Here is a 19,696-nt window from a genome sequence, read left to right on the forward strand (position 1 = left end):
CACGCTCACCGGCGTGGGGACTGCACCTCCCACACGGCGCGCCCCGCCGTCGCGCCGTCGTCGGCAGAGACCCCAAGGGTCATGTGTCTGCCATGGGCTGCCAGCATGCCTTCGATGAGGCCCGAGAGCGCCAGGCGGCACGCCGGATGAAAGTCCGCGACGTCGCGCATCAGCCGCCATTGTGCCTGTTCGACTGTCGTCTCCGAGCGTTCGACGATCTCGTCGCCCGCCGCGCGAAAAAACCTGCGCAACAGATCAGCGAACCCTGCCGCACCGCCATGCGAGGCTGCCCCCAGCGCCGCGGCGGTCTGTGCTCCGTACTGCATCCCGATCAGGCGGCCGGTGATCCGCAGCAGGTGGCCGCCCTCGTCGGGACCGAACAGGCCGATCATGATCGGCAGCGCGGTGCGCACATACTCCATGGCATAGTCGCGATGAGCCCGCGCAAGCCGCTCCACCGGCCATGTGTCGGCCGGCAGCACTGGCGCCCTGGCGGGATCGAAGTCCGGCGCCTCGAGATGGCGCGCGAACACCAGCCGCTCGTCGGGGGCGAGATCACGGTCATACTCACAGTAGAAGCCCTCGAGACCGTCCTGGCCGTCGACGGCCTGCTTGGTGCAGACAAAGCCGAGTCGCGGATTGCCGAGCGACACGCCGTTGTGGGCATGCCAACCGCGCAGCATCGCGCGCGATACCTCGGTGGGAATGGCGCAGATCGCGGTGCCGCTCCAGATCCAGCGCGGCGGGGGATAGCGGATCCAGGCCTTGCGGTCGTTTTCGGGCATGTACTCGACATGGACCCCGCCGATCCAGTTCGAGAGGTAGTGATACTGCGCTGCAGCGACCGCTGGCGGCAGAGCGGACAGACCGAGCTTGGCGAGCCCCGGCAGAAAGCGCTCCAGGTGTTGACGGCGGAACACCCTGAACACCAGTTCGGCGGCCTCGCCGACACTGCGGCGCGTCACCACCGAGATGATCAGGCCGGTGAAATAGGCATGGTGAAGGTCGGCCACCGCCCGCCATTCGGTCACTCCGGCGCGACCATCCGTCATGAAACCTCCCTCAGTGCAGCCCGCTGCGGGGCCGTCAGCCACCACGATAGAGGACAATCGCCGATGACCTCAAGGGAGGTTTGTCAGCGCAGCAGCACGGTCGCCGCCAGCGGCACCAGGAACGAGGTCACCAGCGCATTGAGGCTCATGGCGATGCCCGCGAACACGCCGGCCACCTCGTCGACCTGGAACGCCCGCGCGGTGCCGATACCATGCGATGCAAGCCCCACCGCAAAGCCGCGGGCGCGAAAGTCGCTGATCCCGATCCGGTTCATCATCGGCGTGACGATGATCGCCCCGATCACGCCGGTCAGTACCACTGCGACGGCGGTAAGTGCCGGATCCGCGCCCAGCGTCTCGCTGATGCCCATCGCAACGCCCGCAGTGACAGACTTCGGCGCCAGCGCCAGCACGATCTCCCGCGGCAGCCCAAAGGCGCGGGCGAGCAGCACCACCGAGGCGATGGCGGTGACGCTGCCGACCACCAGCGCGACCAGCATCGGCAGCAGCGCCCGCGCGACAATCCGGCGGTTCTCATAGAGCGGCACCGCCATGGCCACGGTGGCTGGCCCGAGCAGGAAATGCACGAACTGCGCGCCGCTGAAGTAGACCGCATAGGGGGTCCCGGTCAGCATCAGGAACACGCCGACCACCCACATCGTATGCGGCACCGGATTGAGCAGCGGGTGCCGGCGCGACTTCAGCGAAACGGCATCGGCCAGGGCATAGACCACCAGCGTGACGGTGAGCCACAGCAGCGGTGTCTGCGACAGATAGACCCAGAGCGCGAACGGGTTGCTGCTCGTCGTGCCGTTCATGGCTCATCCCCCGACGATCCCAGCAGTTGCCCCGTCAGCAGGAAGGTCCCGACCGTCGCAAGCAGCGTCAGGACCACCGACAGCGCCAGCACGGCGAAGATCGCCATGCCATGGGCGGCGATCAGGTCGAGCTTCTGCACCACGCCGACGCCGGCGGGAACGAACAGCAGCGACAGGTTCGCGAGCAGCGCCTTCGACGCGCCCTCCACCGCGCCGGGCCGCAGCGGCCCCAGCGCCAGGCCTGACCAGCGATCGCGCGCCAGCAACAGCACCAGCAACGCGAGGAAGCCGAGCACCGGCCCCGGCACGGGCACGCCAATGGCGCGCACAACGATCTCGCCGCCGAGCTGGCAGAGCAGGATCAGGCTGAAGCTGGCAATCACGAGGGCCTCCTTGTGGTCTCGACGGCGCGGACCTGATCGCGCACGCCGTCCGCAATCGCTTTCCACACCTGGTTCTTGAACTGGGTCACCATCGGCGGCGCCGCAATGACCGGTGGCTCGTCGCGTTTGCGGCAGGCGTCAACCAGTTGCAGCACCCAGACCTCGCCATCTGTAAAGTACAGGTCGCCGCCGCCATTGCGTGCGATCAGCGTCGGCCCGACGCCGGAGACCTGATAGCGCGCCTCCAGGAGGCCCGCTTGCGTCAATCCGCGCGCGATGACCTCGCGCTCGCGATCGATATCGGGGGCAATGTGGTGTGTCACCGCGCCGGTGTAGTGGCTGAACCCCACCCCGCGATCGAATGTCGCCGCCGCCAGCCACACCGGCCGGCCCTGATCGCCGTGGTCCAGCACCTGCCACAGCCGGACATGGTGCCGCCGATCGGCGCTGCCGCCCTCCGGCATCTCGAAGGCGAGGTCCTCTCGCCGCCCGGCATAGAACAGCGCACTGACCGGCGCGGTCGGATAAGGACGGTGCAGCAGCACGCTGCCGAGGATATCGATGCTGGTGCGCAGTGTCACAGGGTCGGCCGGATACCAGCCCGCTCCGTGCATGGCGCAGAGAATATCGCGGGACGAGCCGATGAAGGCCAGATTGATCGGGTCGCCTGAAATACCCTGGGCCGTGGTTGTCACCATCGGCAGGCCGGCGAGCCGACGTTCATGCTCGAAGTGCTTCCACAGCGCCGGCAAGGCCACATAGGCGACGAGCGTGTAGACGACAGCACCAAGCGCGAACAGCCCGACGATCCAGGCGCCACGTGACCGGGAATGCGTATGCGACGAGAGGCCGATGATCGACAGGTCCGTTCGGAAAGCAGGCACCGCGCGATGCGGGGCCGACAGATATGAGGCTGCGAGATACATGTGCCGGCGCCTTGCGACGCCGGCACATCATGCTGAGGATCATGCCGTGAGCGGCGTCGCGGCGAACGCGGTCAGCCCTTCAGCTTCTTGGTGCACTCGCTGTAATAGCCGCCGCCCTTCTGGATCCACTTCAGGCCACCATTGCCGTTGGTCGCCTTGTTGGCGTTGTACTGGTCGACGCAGGTGTGCATGCGGGCCTTGCCGGGCGTTTCGCTGGCGTATTTCGGGTCCACCGCGCTCGGAAACACGGCTGCGCCTGCGGCCGCGGGAGCCGCCGGCGCCGCGGCGGGAGCAGCCGCAGTCTTCGGGGCAGCAGCAGGTGGGGGCGCGGCGGGAGCCGCCGGTGCCGGCGCAGGGGTCGCCGCCGCTGCGGGCGTCGCGTCCGTGCCGCACTGGCTCTTGCGGAAATCGTTCCACTTCTGGCTGCCGAGCGTGCCGGCATCCTTGGCCGCCTTATATTTTGCGCTGCACTCCTGCATGGTCAGCGCCTGGGCAGGCAAGGCTGCGGCGCACAGCAATCCGGACAGCAGCACAGCGCCAACGATCTTCCGTTCAATGGTCATCGCGAAATCTCCCTTGCAAAAGCAGATCCGGTGGATCCCGGGGCATCCTAGCCGACGATCCGGACGTTACAACGCCGCCATGCCCCAGCGGCCAAAAAAACGTGACCGAAATGTTTTGCGGCGCCCGGCGCCATTCACCTGCGGTTCAGGCGCATCCCGCGAACGTGCGCACCTCTTCGATGAACAGAGGTCACACCATGACTGTTGCGTCCCGTGCCGTCACCGCCGCATTCGCCTCCCTGCTGCTGATGGGGACCGCTTTCGCCCAGACACCTGCGCCCGCGCCGGCCCCCGCGGCGCCAGCCCCGGCAGCAAAGACCGCGCCGGCCGCACCAGCGGCCAAGACCACAGCCGCGAAACCCGAGCAGACCGCAGCTTCCAAGGAATGCTCCGCCGAAGCCGACGCCAAGGGCCTGAAGGGCAAGGAACGCAAGAAGTTCCGTTCCGAATGCAAGCGCAAGGCCGGCAAGGCTAACTGACCGTTGCAGCCCCCGGGAAACGGCGTTGCCGTTCCCGGGGGCCTCCTCCAGCGGTGCTCAGGCATGGCATCCACGCCGCCGCACGACTCTTCACGGACAGCCATGAAGCCGGCGCCCCAGCCCATGCAGGCGGTGCGATTGCAGAGTGGCGATGGCGTTGCCATAAGGAGATAAACGGGGATCGATGGGATCCGCCGCATCAGACCCTGCCAATGCCGCTCGCCTCGCCCGACCGCCTGTCGCTGATCCGCCTGCTGCCCACCCGCTCCGCCGCGCTGACCACCATCGAGACGCTCGCGCTCGGCAGCATCGGTGGCGTCATGTTCTGGTGGACAGAATTGCCTGGCGGCCTGATCTCCGGCGCCATGATCGCGGTGGCGGTCGCCGCCATCGCCGGCCGACCGCTGGCGCTGCCACCGGTGCTGTCGCACATCGTCCTGATGACGCTCGGCATATCGCTGGGGTCGATGGTGTCGCCGCAGATGCTGCGCAATATGGCCGACTATCCCATCACCATCGCGGTGCTGGCGCTGGCCACCTTCGGTGCCACGTTCGGCAGCAGCTTCTACCTGCAACGGATGCACGGCTGGGACCGCGCATCGGCGCTGCTGGCCGGCAGTCCCGGCGCGCTGTCGCAGATCATCATGCTCGCCACCGAGAAGAATGCCGACGTGCCGGGCATCGCCGTGGTGCAGACACTGCGCGTCATCATTCTCACCGCGGCGCTGCCGCTGCTGTTGAGCCTGATGGGGCTTGCTCCGCATGCCCACCTGACACTGCGCACGCCGCCGGCGACGCCGCTGTCGCTCGCCATCCTTGCGGTGGCCGCGATCGCCGTCTCGCTGGTGCTGCGCTGGCTGAAGTTTCCGGCGAGCTGGATGTTCGGCGCCATGCTGGCGTCCGGCGTGCTGCATGGCAGCGGCTGGATCGAGGGCGGCCTGCCGCTATGGGGCTATGCCCTCGCGCTGATCGGCATCGGCACATTGATCGGCACGCGGTTTGCCCGCATCAGCGGCCGCACTCTCGCCGCACATGTGCTGGCCGCCATCGGCTCGTTCGCGGTGGCGATTGCGATCTCCGCGGTGTTCGTGACCGCGATCGTGCTGACCACCGATGCCCGCCTCAGCGACCTGATCGTCGCGTTCTCCCCCGGGGCCATGGACGCCATGCTGGCGCTGGCGCTGACGCTGCACATCGACCCGGTGTTCGTCGGCGCCCATCACCTCGCGCGCTTCGTGTTCGTGTCGATTGCCACACCCGGCATCGTCCACCTGTTCGGCAGCGACGACGACGAAATCGACGATTAGCGGTTCATCGAGCCCGATCGAATTGGCTGTCTGATACGGTAGCGTATCAACACCACTCCAGGCTAGCAATACGCCAGCGTATCGAGGGCGGCGGATGAATGACAGCGGGCGCGACATGTGGATCAGGGCCGGCCTTGCCGCGCTCGCGGCCGGCGGCATCGACCGGGTCCGGGTCGAGGTGCTGGCCGAGAGCCTCGGCGTCACCAAGGGCGGCTTCTACCGCCGCTTCCGTGACCGCCAGCACCTGCTGGACACGCTGCTGGAGACCTGGGCGACCGGCCGCATCGCCGCCATCGAGCTGCAGACCCGCCCCGATGGGCAGGCCGCGCGCGACCGTCTCGCCGCGGTGATCCATCTTTATGCCGAGCGCAACAACGCCGAGGCGATGGCCATCGAACTGGCGATCCGGCAATGGGCGCGCCGCGACGCCCAGGCGGCCGACGCCGTCGCGGCGGTGGATGCCGCGCGCCTGAAGAACGTCGAACGGCTCTATGTCGCGGCCGGCCTCGGCGCCGACGATGCCCGCGCCCGCGCCTTCCTGTTCTACTCGTTCGTGTTCGGACAGGGCCTCATTCAGCTCGAGACCAAGGGGCCACGGCACCGCGACCGTCTGGTGGAAGCCTGCGCCTTGCTGCTGACCGACCTCGCCCCGCTGGGCGCAACGGCCTGAGAGCATGTGCGGGACGTCAGCCCCGCCGCGCCACGGCGGCGCGCAGTCCCCACAACGCGAACGCCGCCATCAGCAGCGAAATCAGCACATTGTAGCCGGCGAGCGACAGGCCGAGGAAACGCCACTGCACCTCGTCGCAGCGTACGACCTTTACGGTGTCGAGCCGCTCCAGCAGGCTGCCGGCACTGCCGAGATCGGCGATCGGACCGCTGCAGTCGGTCGGGCCGGGCCAGAAGCCCCATTCGACGCCGGCGTGATAGCCGCCAAGCACCACGTTGGCCAGCAAGGCCAGAAGTAGAAGCCCGAAGCCACCCGCCAGCAAGGGGCGGGCCACGCCGCCCCTGGCCGCGAGCGCCACGACCAGCGCGAGCGGGATGGCAAGATAGTAGGCATAGCGCTGCTCGAGACAGAGTGGACAGGGCTGGATGCCGAGCACCAGCTGGAAGAACCAGGCGCCGCCGATGGTGGCCGCCGCGATCAGGGCAATGGCGCCGGCCGCCAGGGCGCCCCTGCTGCCGTCCAGGCCCGATGACGTCGGCTTCACGCTGGCTGCAACGCTCACGATGATCTCCCCTGCTGCGGCTTCGCCTCCTATCGTGCTCACCCCGGCCTGTCGAGACAACTTCGTTCACGAATGAGGTATCGCGAGAGGGACCGCCGCGCCCGGCGAATGGGCGGTGGACGGCCCGCCCTTCAGCCAATGGCCGGTTGACCCGGCAGGCGGGCCGGATATAGTCCGCCCGCTTCGAAGGTCCTGCCGTTGCCACGGCTGGGGTCTCGTGGGCCCCTGTGGCGGAACTGGTAGACGCGCTCGACTCAAAATCGAGTTCCGCAAGGAGTGCTGGTTCGATCCCGGCCAGGGGCACCAATCCGATACGCCACCTGAGAGTTTATCGTATCGATTTCAAAACCATGGCTCCGCATGGCCTTCGATTTCCCTGCCCGCTCGAGGTCGGAAGGGAAAACCTGACGCCCCCTCAATCAAGTGTGCCGGCCGCAGCCTGGTATGGAATCGTTACGCCGATCCGACTCCAGCATCTGCCGGATAGGCTCGCGGCGAGGTCCACCAAGACGCCCCCAGCATTGAAATCAGTATTCCGCAAGCGATCTCCAGGCCCCCCTGAAACAACATAAAGCGGTCTTGGTGATTCCATATCAATAGGATCACTCCCGCGCATATCAGGTAGATCGCCCAACCAATTTTAAGACGCCGCTCTTTGGGCCCCGGGGCTCCACGCGCGGGGGAGGCGACCCGCTGGACCAAGCGATAGAGAAACATGATGGGAAAAGCGTAGCTTGCTGCTTGCGCCGGGAGGAATGCGAAAGCAATTATCACTTGCCCCCATTCGCCATTTGTCGTGCCGCTGAAATCGGACCACATCCTCTGCGCGTTGGCGCCGATCGCCTTCCAGATATCGGCCTCTACGAAGCAGCGATAAGTCTCATACGGGGTGAGATCAGAAATTTCTTTGGTGCAATCGGTCATCGTCCCACACCCTTACGCATCGCTCCCCGCCACCTCTGAAAGCATCAGCAGCTCCACGTATCACGTGTGCTGCTCATCAACCGATCATTGGGGCGAATGGCCAGCACGTCAATACAGATGAGGGCCGGCGATTGACGCAACCCTTGGTGCAACAAGGCACTGAAAGCATCTTGGCGCGCTGGAAATAAATCAAGGGCCGGGAAGCTCGATGCGGTCGGCAACCGAGATGCTCCCGGCCACAGCGAGGTCGCGACATGCATCGCACGATCCCGGCTCGCGAATGAACCGTCGTTCTCCACGCAAGGCGGACTGAAGCAACGACGCCGACCCGAGGTCTGACGCCGTCATGAAGGCGCTAGAGTTCAATCACCACCGCGAGCTGGCCGATGAGACGGGCAACCTCCTCGAGATCGTCGTCGTTGTGCTGATCGACTGCGCGTGCGAGCCGCTCGACGCACTCGCCATAGCTCACCAGAGCGAGAGACGATGGCTCGACGGCAAGAGTTTGCAGATCCTGTTCCATAGATCGCATTCCCGTGTGGTTGCCCGCTTTCTTGATAGCAGCGTTTCCTGCCCACCGCAGCTTACAGCTTCGTTAGGTTTCGACCATCGAGGGGCGCATCGCCGCTGTGATGGAAACGTCTGGAAACAGCCCCGGCGCACGGCGCCGGCCCGGCCCGATGCCCGCGCCGAAGCTGTTTACATCCCCTCGTTTTGAACTAGCATTTTCGCCGATCTTTCGACGGGGGCCGGCTGGCGCCATGAGGGTGCCGATCCGGAAAGCGCGGCAGATCCAAGGATTGACGCGTGTGTTTTGCGTGTGCGGACGCCGGGACCGGCGACCTCGATCGAGGTCGTCGCCCGCAGGGTCGCGCGCGCCCTTCATCCATTGCCGGAGGGCCACCATGAACGATATCGATATGCGGGTGTTCGCCCGCAACGCGGGCGTCAATGTCACATTTCCAGCCGGCAGTATCGTGTTCAGCCGCGGCGACGACGGCAGCTGCATGTATGTCGTCCAGTCCGGCGTGATCGAGATGATGATCGGCGATACGGTCGTCGATATCTGCGGCCCGAACGAGGCGCTCGGCTTCATGTCGATGATCGACGCTTCACCGCGCACGTCGACGGCCCGGGTCCGCGAGACCGCCGAGCTGTCGGTTCTCGATCAGCGCAAATTTCGCTTCATGATCGACGAGATCCCGAATTTCGCGATGTATATCATGGCCGCGATGGCGCGCCGCATCCGCGGCATGAGCAACGTGATCTGACGCTCCGCGTCAGGGCAGGCACGCACCGGCCGTGACGCGCCCCCTCCGTGGCCCGCACCACGGGAATCGGATCGCGCTGACGGCCGCCCATCCCTCAGCGCACCGCCGTGAGCTCAGCGTGCAGGTGCCTTGACGCGGCGGTCGCCGGGCGCGTCGGTCAGCACGATGGTTGCGGTCATGCCGGCACTCAGCGTCACCCCGTCGGGCACCCTGTCGATGGCGATGCGGACGGGAATGCGCTGTGCCAGCCGCACCCAGCTGAAGGTCGGGTTGACGTTGGCGATGAGGTCGCCGGCGATGGCATTCTCGCGGTCGGTGATGGCGCGCGCCACGCTCTGGACATGGCCCTGAATCGGCTCGGGATAGCCCATCAGGCGAACCGACGCCGGATCACCGACCCTGATGTTGCGCAGCTTGGTCTCCTCGAAATAGCCGGCGATGTAATAGGAATCGCTGTCGACGATCGCCACCATGGCACGGCCGGCCGTGGCATAGTCGCCGCGATCGACCAGCAGGTTGGTGACATGACCATTGACCGGCGAACGCACCTCGGTGCGGGCGAAGTTGAGCTTCGCCACGCCGAGCGCAGCCACCGCCTGGTCGTAGGACGCCTGGGCCGACAGCGCCGCGCTGCGGGCCTGGGTCAGCGCCTCCTCCGAGATCGACACCGAGCTCAGTTTCTCGCGCCGCTCGAGCTCCTCCTGGCGCTGGTCGTAGACGGTCTTGGCGCCGGCAAGCGCGGCCTCGGCCTGCGCCAGCGCGAGCTGGTAGCGCGCCGGATCGATGGTGAAGAGAACGTCGCCGATCCTGACCTCCTGGTTGTCCTTGATCCGCAGGTCGACCACCGCGCCGGCGACATCGGGCGCGACATTCACCACATTGGCCCGAACCCGGCCATCACGCGTCCAGGGGCTATCCTCATAGGTCCGCCACAGATACCAGCCGGCGACCGCCGCAAGCACGACGGCAGCGAGGGTCACGGCAACACGAATGATGGAGGTCAGGCTGGGCATCGTTCTTCCGGACGATCAGAGGGTTGTGGTGACGAAGGCGCCGAGCAAAATCACATACAGGGCGGTATTGAACAGCGGCGGGTGCCAGACAAAGCGGTAGACGCCAAGCCGGTCGAGCAGCGCCCGCGCCAGATACCAGGCGACCGTGGTCCCCAGCAGATAGCCCACCAGCGGCGGCAGGAACACACCGTCGAGATTGATTTCCTTGATCATGTCGCCACCGCCTCGCTGGAGATTAAGGGCGCAGCCGGCGCCGGCTGGAAGAAGCCGGCATGCAGGCGCAGCGTCGCCTCGATGTTGTAGAGCGCCTCCGCGGCGCGCGTCGAGACCACGCCGTCACCATCGGCGAGCACCTGCTGCCGGGCGCTGACCAGGATCGCCAGCGGCATCTCCGGTGACCGGCTGCGCGCCATGCCGGCGAAATAGGTGGCGAGCGCGGCCAGAGCGCCCTGCACGGAGGCCGCCACCGGCGGCGCCAGCGCCGGCCGCAGGCTGCGCAGCACCAGAACGTTGAGGCCGATACGCAGGCCGGCGAGGCTCGCCTGCAGGTGGGCCCGCTGGCTCTCGACCATCGGATCGAGCCGCATGAACAGCGCATTGATGCGATCGAACATGCGGCTCTCGAAGATCGAGCGTGGTTCGACCGCGGCACCACCGGTGATCTGCTCCAGGTCGCGGAACAGGCCGCGTGTCAGGCGCTGCACCGCCCACTCCGTGCCGAGCGGCCGCAGCAGGCCCAGCGCCGCGGCGCCGATCCCGATGCCGACGACATAGCTGATGGCACCGTTGATGAAGGCCGCGAAGTCATAGTTCATGGCATTGGTGAGGCCGATCAGACCTCCGGCGACGAAGATCAGCGGCATGGTGTAGGGAATGGCCACGGGCACGGCCAGCAGCAGGCCGCAGACCAGGAAGAACGGCGCCAGCGCCACGACCAGCGCCGGGAATGTGGCGAGCGGCGGCAGCAGCGCAAACAAATAGACGGCTGCGATCAGCACGCCGACCAGCCCCATCTTGAGGAATTGGGCAGAAGCGGCCGCCGGATTGTCGCGCGCCCCCATCACGGCGCACATGATTCCGGCGAAGGTCACTGCCGTCGGCCCGTTCGGCCACGCTGACAGGATCCAGAACGCGCTCGCGATCACCACTGTCGCCGCCGACACGAGGCCGCCGACCACCGCGAGCGAGACATCGCGATAGGGCCGGAACGACGGCGCCGCGTCATCGCCAGGAAGACGCCGCCCAAGCGCGATATGGGTCCGGATCCAGACCGTCTCACGCCACATCGTCAACACGTCGCCGAGGCGCAGCAGGATGCTGCGCACCAGGAGCGCGTCCGGATCGGTCGACAACGACTGCACCGGCGGCAGCCGCGCATCGATCTCGCCCTTGAGTGCGCGCTCCTCCTCGCCCTCCTCGCGCGCGTCCTCCGGCGTCCTGGCGCCGGCCGACGCAGCAATGTGGGCGGCAGAGCGCTCAAGCAGCGGCTGCAGCACTGCTGCCGTCTCCGGCTGCCGCGCCTGCAGCACGGCAAAACGGTCGTAGACCGACATCAGCAGCGCCAGCAGGGACAGGAGCTTGCCCTCGAACTGGCGGATCACCGCATCGACCGCGCGCAGCGCCGGCGTATCGATCACCGCAAACACCCGCAGCGCATCCAGCGCGATCACCGCCGAAATGATCTGTCGTCGATCGGCGAGCCCTTTGGCCTCGCCCTCGCGCCCGCCGAGGGCATCGCCTGCCCACCTCGCCATGCTCGGCAGCGTCGCGTCCAGCGCCTTGCGCAAGGCGTCGCCGGCGCGCTGCGGGAACACGACATGGTGCATCAGCGCGCCGCAGGCGATGCCGAGCATGATCTCGAGACAGCGCGCCACGGCGAAATCGAACGCCTGGTCCGGCGCCAGCGCTGCCGGCAGGCCGATGATCGCGGCGGAATATCCGGACAGCATGCCGACATAGGACTGCGGCGCATCACGCAGGTAGATCGAGACGGAGGTGCCGAGCCCGATCCAGACCGCAAGCGCGAGACAGAACAGCTCGGGCGCATTGGAGAACAGGCTCACCAGCACGAGCGACGCCACCGCCCCGATCAGGGTGCCCAGCACGCGGTACAAAGACTTTGCCAACACCATGCCCGCAAGCGGTTGCGACACGATGTAGACGGTCGTCACCGACCAGCTCGGCTGCGACAAGTCGAGGCGAAACGCGATATACAACGCCAGCATCGCGGCGATGAAGGTCTTTACCGAGAACAGGCCATCACGCCAGTTCAGCCGTCGGAAAATCTGCAACATGGGGGAATGGTAGCGGAACGGATCGAAAGAGACGACGGTGCGTTAGCACCCTTCGCTGTCATCGACACCCGGCACGGCAGCATGCCTGAGCCGATCGACCGGCAGGGCCGATATCTGTCCGCCGCCATCGCTTTGCCCAACATTCCCCCGATTGTGGAGGGACCATTCCAACGTGGTTAAGCCATACTTAACAAGTCTTTGCGAAGAGGCGTCGGGGGTGGTTGAAGCAGTGGGGAGCACGGCTTGACCTTGCGAACGACACTGGGCGTCGCGGCACTGCTGGCGCTTGCGGGCGCTGCGGCAGCGACGGCCATCGGCTATGCCCACCTCCAGGACATGTCCCTCGCCGCGGCCGGGCAGGCCGATCCGGCGCACGAGTTCCCGACCGCCAACGCCGATACCAAGACGGATCGCCTGCCGATCCCGGCGCCGTTCCGGCTCGCGTCCTACGCGCTGTCGGATGCGGCCGCCCCGGCCAACCCCGTGAGCCAATACGCCTCGGCGGAGCCCGGCGTGACGCCAGATCTCGGGCTTCCCGGAGACATGAAGCCGTCGGTGACGGAGGCTGCCCCGGCAAGGCCGAAGGCCGCCGCCGCACCGCCTCCGGCCAAGCCGGCCAAGCCGACCAACGTCATCCTCAACGATGCGCAGATCGCCAGCCTGAAGCAGCGCCTGAGGCTGAGCCCGGCGCAGGAGCCCTATTGGCCTGAGATCGAAGCGGCGCTGCGCGGTGTGGTGAAGCAGATATATGAAGCCAACAAGAACGCCCGCGGCAAGCCGGTCCCGGTCGATACCAACACCGCGGAAGTCGAACGGCTGAAGACCGCGGCCATGCCGCTGCTGATGCAGATGCGCCCCGATCAGAAAGCCGAGGTGATCAACCTCGCGCGCATCATCGGCATGGAAAAGCTGGTCGCGATGCTGTAGCGGCCTGCGCCTGTATCCAAAGCTCGTGAGAACATCGCGGCGCGCGCAGAACCAGGACACCGGGCGCCTGGGCTGTGATCACACTGTTTCTTGACCTCCTGACCCTTGACTTGCCGCCCGTTCCCGACGGCAATACGGCGTGTTGAAGGTGGGCCGCGCGGGGCGGCGCGGCCGCCATGAACATTGTCACCCACGATCGATTTCAGGAGCTGCGATGTTGAAAGTCGTCGTCCCCGCCCTAGCGCTGCTGCTGTTACCCCTGAGCGGCGCCTGCGCCGCCGAGATCACCGGCATTCCCCACGTGGTCAATGGCGATGCCGTAACCATCGGCAAGACCCGCATTCGCCTCGCCGCGGTCGCGGCGCCCGGGCTCGAGCAGCTGTGCATCAATGCCGCCGGCGAGCGCTGGACCTGCGGACTGGCGGCGCGCGACGAACTCGCCAAGCATGTCGAGAGCAGATCGTGGAGCTGCCAGGTTCTGCGCGCCGACCGCTATGGCCGCTCGGTGGCCAAGTGCACCATGGATGGCGAGGACGTTGCCAAATGGCTGGTGCGATCCGGCTGGGCGACCGCCGTGACGCGGATTTCGCATGACTATGCCGCCGACGAGGCCGAGGCCAAGGCGGCAAAGGTCGGCCTGTGGGCCGGGGCATTCATCGCGCCGCCCGAATGGCGCCGGCGCAACAAGCAGGCACCGGTGCTGGGCAGCCTCGACATCACCCGCGCTTCACGCGCGACCCTGCTGCACGGGCGCTCCGCCTCCACCCCGCCATCGCCCGACTGTGCCATCAAGGGGCATGTCAACTGGTCGGGCACCTGCATCTACCATCTGCCCGGCAGCCGCTGGTATGCCCGCGTGACCATGCAGCCCGACAACGGCGACCGCTGGTTCTGTTCGCGCGAGGAAGCCGAGCTCGCCGACTGCCGCGAAACCAAGCGATAGGCGCCGGCCGGCGCGGTGCCCGCCTTCACGCCTTCGCAGGCGTGCGTCGCTCCACCACCAGTGTCTGGATCGCCCGGCCAAAATACCCGGTGGTATCGGCCAGCCGCGCGATCGACAGGCCCGCCCCGTCCGGGCCGGAATAGGATTCGGCGTTGACCAGAATCCAGTCTCCGATCGGCTGCCGCGCAAGATTGATGGTCAGATCGGCGTTGATGAAGGTCCACTGCGCGAAGTCCAGCGTCGGCGCCGTGCCGTTACAGAAATCCGAGGCAATCACGGCGCGCAGCAGCGGCGACAGTGACTGGCCTTCGACCAGCGGCAGGTTGGCGCGGAACCAGATCGCCGCCGGCCCCTGGGCGATGAAACGACCGAACGCCGGCCGCATCGTCATGGTGCTGAGAAACACATTGCGCGACGAATCGCCGACATCCTCGGGGCATTGATCCGGCCCGGGAACGTCGAGCGGCGGCGTCACCGCCGGGTCCGGAATGACGTTGGCGACCGTCCTGATCTTGAGCACGCTCGCGCGCACCACCTCGACACCATCGGCGAGCAGGCGAACGTCGCAGAGCTGGATCTTGCGCCCTTCCCGGATGACCGCGCGCGAGAACGTCAGCGGCCCGACCGGCACCGGCCGCATCAGGTCGATGGTCAGGCGCGCGACATGCATCGGCACCGGCGCGGGCATGGCCTCGGCGATCCAGGCGATCAGCGCCGCCGGCGGCGAGCCATGCTGCGCACGCGGATCCCATGGCCCGCCCGCGAGCGGGCTGGTCCACACCCGGTTTCCATCAACCCTGAAGATTGCGTCACGAGGTGCCGCAGTCATGACCGCACGCACCGGCAGCATCGTGGCATCGGCGCAGCCATCACAGCGGCGGATCGACCGCCTCGTCGTACTCCTTCTTGAAGCGTGCGATCAACTCGGCGGCTGGCATCACCTTGTCGATGCTGCCGACGCCCTGTCCGCTGCCCCAGATTTCCTTCCAGGCCTTCGGCCGCACACGTTCGCCGCTGGCGTCGGTGCCGAAACTCATCTTGGACGGGTCAGACACCGGCAGGTTCTCGGGATCGAGGCCCGCGGCGAGGATCGACGGCTTGAGGTAGTTGCCGTGCACGCCGGTGAACAGGTTGGAGTAGACGATGTCCTCGGCCCCGGAGGCGGTGATCATCTCCTTGTATTTCTCGACCGCGTTGGCTTCCTTGGTCGCGATGAACGCCGAGCCGATATACGCGAAGTCCGCGCCCAGCACCCGTGCGGCACGAATGGCACGGCCGGTGGCGATGGCTCCCGATAGCGCGATCGGTCCATCGAACCAGCGCCGCGTCTCGGCCACGAACGCGAATGGCGAGATCTGGCCGGCATGGCCGCCGGCGCCGGCCGCGACCAGCACCAGGCCATCGGCACCCTTCTCAACCGCTTTGCGGGCGAACTTCTGGTTGATCACATCGTGGAAGGTAATGCCGCCCCAGGCGTGCACCGCCTGATTGAGATCCTCGCGCGCGCCCAGCGACGTGATGACCATCGGCACGCGATACTTCTCGCACAGCGCCAGATCGTGATCGAGCCGGTTGTTCGACTTATGGACGATCTGATTGACGGCAAACGGCGCCGACGGCCGCTCGGGGTGCGCCCGGTCGTAGGCCGCGAGTTCTTCCGTGATCCGCGCCAGCCATTCATCGAGCAATTCCGGCGGTCGGGCATTCAACGCAGGAAACGATCCGACGATGCCGGCCTTGCACTGCGCGATCATGAGGTCAGGGTTGGAGACGATGAACAGTGGCGAGCCGATCACCGGCAGCGACAGACGACCCCTAAACAAGGCAGGCATGGTCATTCGGAAGATCCCTATCCCTTGGCTTACACGAACCCTTGGCTCAAACGAACCTTGGCTCAAACGAAATTGTTCGTTGTTGGCCGGGCGCAGACGGCCCCGCATCGGCTAACGATGCCAGATGGGTGGCAGGGAAGGCAATCTTGCAATCGGTATGGCTGGCCGCACCAATGGCGCCCGTCGTCCGCGACTACTGGCACAATGCCCGTATTACGAAATTTTCGACCCTGCACTCACCGAGGTCTTCCTTCTTGCCGGACAGCAGCACATTGGCCGGGCAGCTTTCGGCGGAATCAGAATCAAGGCTTTGCCCGTCCTTGTAGCCCTTGTCGGTGCAGAGCTTGGCCGCCGCAGACTTGCAGTCCGGCGCCCCGTTCGCCGCCACCGGGCACTTGACCCGCCCGGCGACCATCTTGCCCTTGGAAAGACGTGTCAGGCTGTCGGTGGCATCCTTCGCCTGGGTGTTGAAATCGTCGATTGTCTGCCGCGGGGACTTGAGCGTCGGCCAGCCGAGCGGCGGATCGCTGAAGAATTTTCCGATCTCATCGACCAGCCCCGAACGCTCTGGCGACAGCGGCGCCGGCGACTGGGGCGCGACCTGCACCACGGGCGGCGGCACCAGCGGGACCTGCGGATTGGAGGCGGTTTGCGCCCATGCTGTCGCGGCCATGACAGCTGTACATGCGATGCCACACATCGCCACAAGGGCCGGACGCCCGATCATGCGCGATCGATCACCCATTGCCGCACCGGTCCTTCCCCCGCCAGCCGAGACATCATCGGACACACTATAGCGCTTTCACACCGTGTGGATACGGGCCGAGCGCGTCAAAACAACGCGTCGCGCGCCCTCCGCACAAAACGGCGCACTTGTCCGCTTCAGATCGAGCCCGATCGCGTCAGAACATCCGCAGCGCGATGACAAAGCCGAGCAGCAGCACGCCGACACCTGCGGCGACCCACAGCCCGAGATGCTTCTCGATCCGCACCCGGATCCATTCGCCATAGCGGTTCATCAGAATGGCGACGATGAAGAAGCGGCCGCCCCGCGCGATGATCGAGAACAGCACAAACAGCAGCAGATTGTAGCCGGCGAACCCGGACGTGATCGTGACGATCTTGTAGGGGATCGGGGTCAAACCCTTGAGCAGGATGATCCAGGCGCCATACTCGGCATAGGCCGTACGGAATTGCTCGACACGGTCGCCATAGCCGTAGAGATGGATCAACCACTGTCCGATCGAGTCGAACAGGATCGCGCCGATCGCATAGCCGGCCACGCCGCCCAGCACCGACGTCACGGTGCAGACCACCGCATAGAGCCATGCCCGCTGCGGACGCGCCAGCGACATCGGGACCAACATGACATCCGGGGGCACGGGAAAGAACGAGCTCTCGGCGAACGAGACCGCGCCCATGATCCAGAGCGAATAGGGCTTGTCGGCGGCGGCTACGCACCAGTCGTAAATACGTCTCAGCATGGGGCGATGAAGCACCGTCCGGTGGATTTGTCCATGTCGGCAATGACGATTGACCGAGATTCAGCGCTGTTTGTGCCGCCGATCACCTGCAATGGCAACAATTGGCCGCCGGTTCAGGCCGGCAGCCGTCTGTTTGGCCAATTTCGCAGCACTTTTAGGCAGCTTTTCGGCAATGCCCAGAAGACGTTCACGCCGGTCCATTTCGGCCCAGACGTCGGCCGGGCGCACGCCGGCGGAGGCCCAGAGCACCGCCAGGTTGTAGAGCAGGTCCGCGCTTTCCCGAATGACCGCGTCCGGCTCACCGCCGACAGCATCGATGGCGACCTCGATGGCCTCTTCCGCCACCTTCTTGGCCATCTTGGCAGGGCCCTGCTGAAACAGCCGCGCAGTGCGCGACTCGGCGGGATCGAGATCCCGCGCCGCCAACACCGCAGTGTAAAGCCGTTCCAGCGAATCACTCATCTCGCTGAGAATAGACAAAACACATGTCCCTGGTGTTAACGGCCGGGCTGCAAAAGGCCGCACCCGCCGCCGGTTGACCAGCGGCGGGCAGGTCCTGAAGCGGGGGTCTCACCAGCCCCCATAGTAGCGCGGCCCATAGCCCGGGCCATAATATCCGGGGCCACCATAGTAGCCGGGCCCGCCGTAATAGTAGCGGTCACGATAGTAATCGCGGCGCTGCTGCTCCGCGATCACACCGCCGATGATACCGGCGACGGCGCCGAATGCAGCAATCGCCGCGGCATTGTTGTTGCCATAGTGACGGCGCGCACGACGACGCGCGGCGCTGAAATCCGTCACCGCGCTGGAGGTCAGCTCCATGGACACGGCCTTCGCCTGTCGCGGCGCAGCCGCGCGGGCCTGCACCGGCGGCGCCTCGACCACGGTCGCGATGAGGGCCGCGACCACCGCCAGGGCCACACCACGGCCCGCGGATGACAGCAGATTCCGACGCATCGACATCTCAGCACTCCTCCGATCCCCCGGGTCCATTCCCGAACCGAACGAGGGAAAACGAATGGCCCTTCATCGGGTTCCATGCCGGGGTGCGGCGAAATGACATTTGGCAGCACGCATCCCGCCAATCCACGTAACCTGCTACCATTCCCCGGCCCAGGCGCGCGTTTGCTCATCCGCCGGGCCGAAACCGCAACCTCTCCGGCATCGCCCGGACCTCAACGGCTCGCCGATGCCACGCATCTTCACCCGCCGCGCGATCCTGCTCAACACGGCGATCTCGGCGCTGCTTGTCGGCCACCGCAGCGAAGCCGCCACCGCCGTGCGCTTCACGTTCGACCGCCCGTTCGACGGCACGATGACACCGTTCTTCAGCGCCGCGGCCCGGGGATTGTTTCGCAACGAAGGTTTGATGGTCACGATGGACAGCGCCACGGGGTCGCCTGATGTCATCGCCCGTGTCGCCGCCGGAACGAGCGAACTCGGGCTTGCGGACCTCAACGCCCTGCTGCGCTTTCGTGACGATGATGCGGCGCCGCCGGTGAAAGCGGTGTTCATCGTGTTCGATCGCGCGCCCTATGCGCTGATCGCCCGACGCAGCCGCGGCATTCGCACACTGGCCGACATGGAGGGCAAAACCCTTGGTGTCGCCGACAGTGACCTGTCCTACCGGTTCTGGCCGGATCTCGCCCGCCTCAATCGCATCGACGCCACACGTGTCAAGATCGAGAAGATCAGCGCCAACGTGCGCGAGCCGATCTTGTCCGCCGGTCAGGTCGACGCCATCACCGGCTTTTCCTACCTGTCGGCGCTCAACCTGAAAGACCGCGGCATTCCGGCTGATGACCTCGCCGTGTTGCGCTTCGCCGACTATGGATGCGCGGCCTACGGGCAGGCGGTGATCGTCAATCCCGCATTCGCGGAGCGGCACGCCGACGCGGTGCGCGGCTTCCTCCGCGCTCTCATCGCGGGCATCCGCCTCACATATGACAACCCCGCGCAGACAATCGACGATGTGATCGCACAGATCGACGGTGCTTCGCGCGATCTCGAGCTGGAACGGCTGCGCCTCGTTCTCAACGACAACATCGTGACCGACGAGGTGCGATCGCACGGCCTCGGCACCATCGACGCGGCACGCTTCAACGCGGCGCGGGACGCGCTCGCAGCCGGCTTCAAGTTCCGCAAAACCCTCCGTGTCTCGGACGTCGTCGACGACACGCTGCTGCCGCCCGCCGACGCGCGGCGGATCAATTGAGTGCAAAAGCACGCCCGGCGGCTGTATTCCCCC

Annotated in this window: 24 protein-coding genes and 1 tRNA gene; 8 read left to right on the plus strand and 17 right to left on the minus strand. The window is 66.3% G+C overall.

Annotation, left to right across the window (positions count from 1 at the left end):
- Window positions 1-5: 5 nt before the first annotated feature.
- From AB4Z37_RS24510 to AB4Z37_RS24530, 5 genes are all read right to left on the minus strand, one after another.
- On the minus strand, window positions 6-1,052 hold the full coding sequence (locus tag AB4Z37_RS24510) for a hypothetical protein (protein ID WP_441519358.1): 1,047 nt from the start codon (window positions 1,050-1,052) through the stop codon (window positions 6-8).
- An 83-nt stretch (window positions 1,053-1,135) separates the two neighbouring features.
- Window positions 1,136-1,870 (minus strand): LrgB family protein, encoded by a 735-nt coding sequence (locus tag AB4Z37_RS24515; protein ID WP_441519359.1) that lies wholly within the window; start codon window positions 1,868-1,870, stop codon window positions 1,136-1,138.
- Complete coding sequence (locus tag AB4Z37_RS24520) at window positions 1,867-2,253, minus strand: CidA/LrgA family protein (protein ID WP_441519360.1); 387 nt, start codon at window positions 2,251-2,253, stop codon at window positions 1,867-1,869. Before AB4Z37_RS24520 ends, AB4Z37_RS24515 begins: the two co-directional genes overlap by 4 nt.
- Window positions 2,250-3,179: an LssY C-terminal domain-containing protein gene (locus AB4Z37_RS24525; RefSeq protein ID WP_441519361.1), complete on the minus strand. Its 930-nt coding sequence runs from the start codon at window positions 3,177-3,179 to the stop codon at window positions 2,250-2,252. The genes AB4Z37_RS24520 and AB4Z37_RS24525 overlap by 4 nt, the downstream gene beginning before the upstream one ends.
- Before the next feature lie 71 nt (window positions 3,180-3,250).
- The gene (locus tag AB4Z37_RS24530; RefSeq protein WP_441519362.1) at window positions 3,251-3,742 is read right to left on the minus strand and encodes a hypothetical protein; all 492 of its coding nucleotides are present in this window, start codon (window positions 3,740-3,742) and stop codon (window positions 3,251-3,253) included.
- A gap of 197 nt (window positions 3,743-3,939) precedes the next feature.
- Between AB4Z37_RS24530 and AB4Z37_RS24535 the strand changes: the two genes are divergently transcribed.
- From AB4Z37_RS24535 to AB4Z37_RS24545, 3 genes are all read left to right on the plus strand, one after another.
- On the plus strand, window positions 3,940-4,221 hold the full coding sequence (locus AB4Z37_RS24535) for a PsiF family protein (protein WP_441519363.1): 282 nt from the start codon (window positions 3,940-3,942) through the stop codon (window positions 4,219-4,221).
- 212 nt (window positions 4,222-4,433) lie between these two features.
- Window positions 4,434-5,528: an AbrB family transcriptional regulator gene (locus AB4Z37_RS24540; protein WP_441519364.1), complete on the plus strand. Its 1,095-nt coding sequence runs from the start codon at window positions 4,434-4,436 to the stop codon at window positions 5,526-5,528.
- 94 nt (window positions 5,529-5,622) lie between these two features.
- Window positions 5,623-6,198, plus strand: coding sequence for a TetR/AcrR family transcriptional regulator (locus AB4Z37_RS24545; protein WP_441519365.1), 576 nt, complete (start codon window positions 5,623-5,625; stop codon window positions 6,196-6,198).
- Between the two features lie 16 nt (window positions 6,199-6,214).
- Here AB4Z37_RS24545 and AB4Z37_RS24550 read toward each other — a convergent pair whose 3' ends face one another.
- A complete protein-coding gene (locus AB4Z37_RS24550; protein ID WP_441519483.1) occupies window positions 6,215-6,742 on the minus strand; it encodes a disulfide bond formation protein B in 528 nt (175 codons plus the stop codon).
- A 239-nt stretch (window positions 6,743-6,981) separates the two neighbouring features.
- Between AB4Z37_RS24550 and AB4Z37_RS24555 the strand changes: the two genes are divergently transcribed.
- Window positions 6,982-7,066 (plus strand) — tRNA-Leu (locus tag AB4Z37_RS24555).
- Window positions 7,067-7,213: 147 nt separating this feature from the next.
- Here AB4Z37_RS24555 and AB4Z37_RS24560 read toward each other — a convergent pair.
- Both AB4Z37_RS24560 and AB4Z37_RS24565 read right to left on the minus strand, forming a co-directional pair.
- Window positions 7,214-7,684, minus strand: coding sequence for a hypothetical protein (locus AB4Z37_RS24560; protein ID WP_441519366.1), 471 nt, complete (start codon window positions 7,682-7,684; stop codon window positions 7,214-7,216).
- A 355-nt stretch (window positions 7,685-8,039) separates the two neighbouring features.
- Window positions 8,040-8,207, minus strand: a complete 168-nt coding sequence (locus AB4Z37_RS24565) for a hypothetical protein (RefSeq protein ID WP_441519367.1) — start codon at window positions 8,205-8,207, stop codon at window positions 8,040-8,042.
- Between the two features lie 382 nt (window positions 8,208-8,589).
- Between AB4Z37_RS24565 and AB4Z37_RS24570 the strand changes: the two genes are divergently transcribed.
- Complete coding sequence (locus AB4Z37_RS24570) at window positions 8,590-8,955, plus strand: Crp/Fnr family transcriptional regulator (protein WP_441519368.1); 366 nt, start codon at window positions 8,590-8,592, stop codon at window positions 8,953-8,955.
- Window positions 8,956-9,068: 113 nt separating this feature from the next.
- Here the strand turns inward: AB4Z37_RS24570 and AB4Z37_RS24575 are convergent, their stop codons facing one another.
- The 3 genes from AB4Z37_RS24575 to AB4Z37_RS24585 are packed head-to-tail and all read right to left on the minus strand — an operon-like array spanning window position 9,069 to window position 12,262.
- Window positions 9,069-9,968, minus strand: a complete 900-nt coding sequence (locus tag AB4Z37_RS24575) for an efflux RND transporter periplasmic adaptor subunit (protein ID WP_441519369.1) — start codon at window positions 9,966-9,968, stop codon at window positions 9,069-9,071.
- A gap of 15 nt (window positions 9,969-9,983) precedes the next feature.
- Window positions 9,984-10,181, minus strand: a complete 198-nt coding sequence (locus tag AB4Z37_RS24580) for a DUF1656 domain-containing protein (RefSeq protein ID WP_441519370.1) — start codon at window positions 10,179-10,181, stop codon at window positions 9,984-9,986.
- The gene (locus tag AB4Z37_RS24585; protein ID WP_441519371.1) at window positions 10,178-12,262 is read right to left on the minus strand and encodes an FUSC family protein; all 2,085 of its coding nucleotides are present in this window, start codon (window positions 12,260-12,262) and stop codon (window positions 10,178-10,180) included. Before AB4Z37_RS24585 ends, AB4Z37_RS24580 begins: the two co-directional genes overlap by 4 nt.
- 243 nt (window positions 12,263-12,505) lie before the next feature.
- On the opposite strand from AB4Z37_RS24585, the gene AB4Z37_RS24590 reads away from it, so the two are divergent.
- On the plus strand, window positions 12,506-13,189 hold the full coding sequence (locus AB4Z37_RS24590) for a hypothetical protein (RefSeq protein ID WP_441519372.1): 684 nt from the start codon (window positions 12,506-12,508) through the stop codon (window positions 13,187-13,189).
- A 214-nt stretch (window positions 13,190-13,403) separates the two neighbouring features.
- Window positions 13,404-14,132, plus strand: a complete 729-nt coding sequence (locus tag AB4Z37_RS24595) for a thermonuclease family protein (protein ID WP_441519373.1) — start codon at window positions 13,404-13,406, stop codon at window positions 14,130-14,132.
- A gap of 25 nt (window positions 14,133-14,157) precedes the next feature.
- Here AB4Z37_RS24595 and AB4Z37_RS24600 read toward each other — a convergent pair whose 3' ends face one another.
- From AB4Z37_RS24600 to AB4Z37_RS24625, 6 genes are all read right to left on the minus strand, one after another.
- Window positions 14,158-14,961 (minus strand): thioesterase family protein, encoded by an 804-nt coding sequence (locus tag AB4Z37_RS24600; protein WP_441519374.1) that lies wholly within the window; start codon window positions 14,959-14,961, stop codon window positions 14,158-14,160.
- 40 nt (window positions 14,962-15,001) lie between these two features.
- Window positions 15,002-15,970, minus strand: coding sequence for an NAD(P)H-dependent flavin oxidoreductase (locus tag AB4Z37_RS24605; protein ID WP_441519375.1), 969 nt, complete (start codon window positions 15,968-15,970; stop codon window positions 15,002-15,004).
- A 187-nt stretch (window positions 15,971-16,157) separates the two neighbouring features.
- Complete coding sequence (locus tag AB4Z37_RS24610; RefSeq protein ID WP_441519376.1) at window positions 16,158-16,637, minus strand: hypothetical protein; 480 nt, start codon at window positions 16,635-16,637, stop codon at window positions 16,158-16,160.
- A gap of 229 nt (window positions 16,638-16,866) precedes the next feature.
- Window positions 16,867-17,448 (minus strand): YqaA family protein, encoded by a 582-nt coding sequence (locus AB4Z37_RS24615; RefSeq protein ID WP_441519377.1) that lies wholly within the window; start codon window positions 17,446-17,448, stop codon window positions 16,867-16,869.
- 60 nt (window positions 17,449-17,508) lie between these two features.
- Window positions 17,509-17,910 (minus strand): phosphoribosyl-ATP diphosphatase, encoded by a 402-nt coding sequence (gene hisE / locus AB4Z37_RS24620; protein ID WP_441519484.1) that lies wholly within the window; start codon window positions 17,908-17,910, stop codon window positions 17,509-17,511.
- Window positions 17,911-18,018: 108 nt separating this feature from the next.
- Complete coding sequence (locus AB4Z37_RS24625; protein ID WP_441519378.1) at window positions 18,019-18,411, minus strand: hypothetical protein; 393 nt, start codon at window positions 18,409-18,411, stop codon at window positions 18,019-18,021.
- 226 nt (window positions 18,412-18,637) lie between these two features.
- Between AB4Z37_RS24625 and AB4Z37_RS24630 the strand changes: the two genes are divergently transcribed.
- Window positions 18,638-19,663, plus strand: coding sequence for an ABC transporter substrate-binding protein (locus AB4Z37_RS24630; RefSeq protein ID WP_441519379.1), 1,026 nt, complete (start codon window positions 18,638-18,640; stop codon window positions 19,661-19,663).
- The last annotated feature ends 33 nt before the right edge of the window (window positions 19,664-19,696 follow it).

It is taken from the genome of Bradyrhizobium sp. 2TAF24 (genome assembly GCF_052115025.1).
In the GTDB taxonomy this organism is placed as follows: Bacteria; Pseudomonadota; Alphaproteobacteria; order Rhizobiales; family Xanthobacteraceae; genus Bradyrhizobium_A.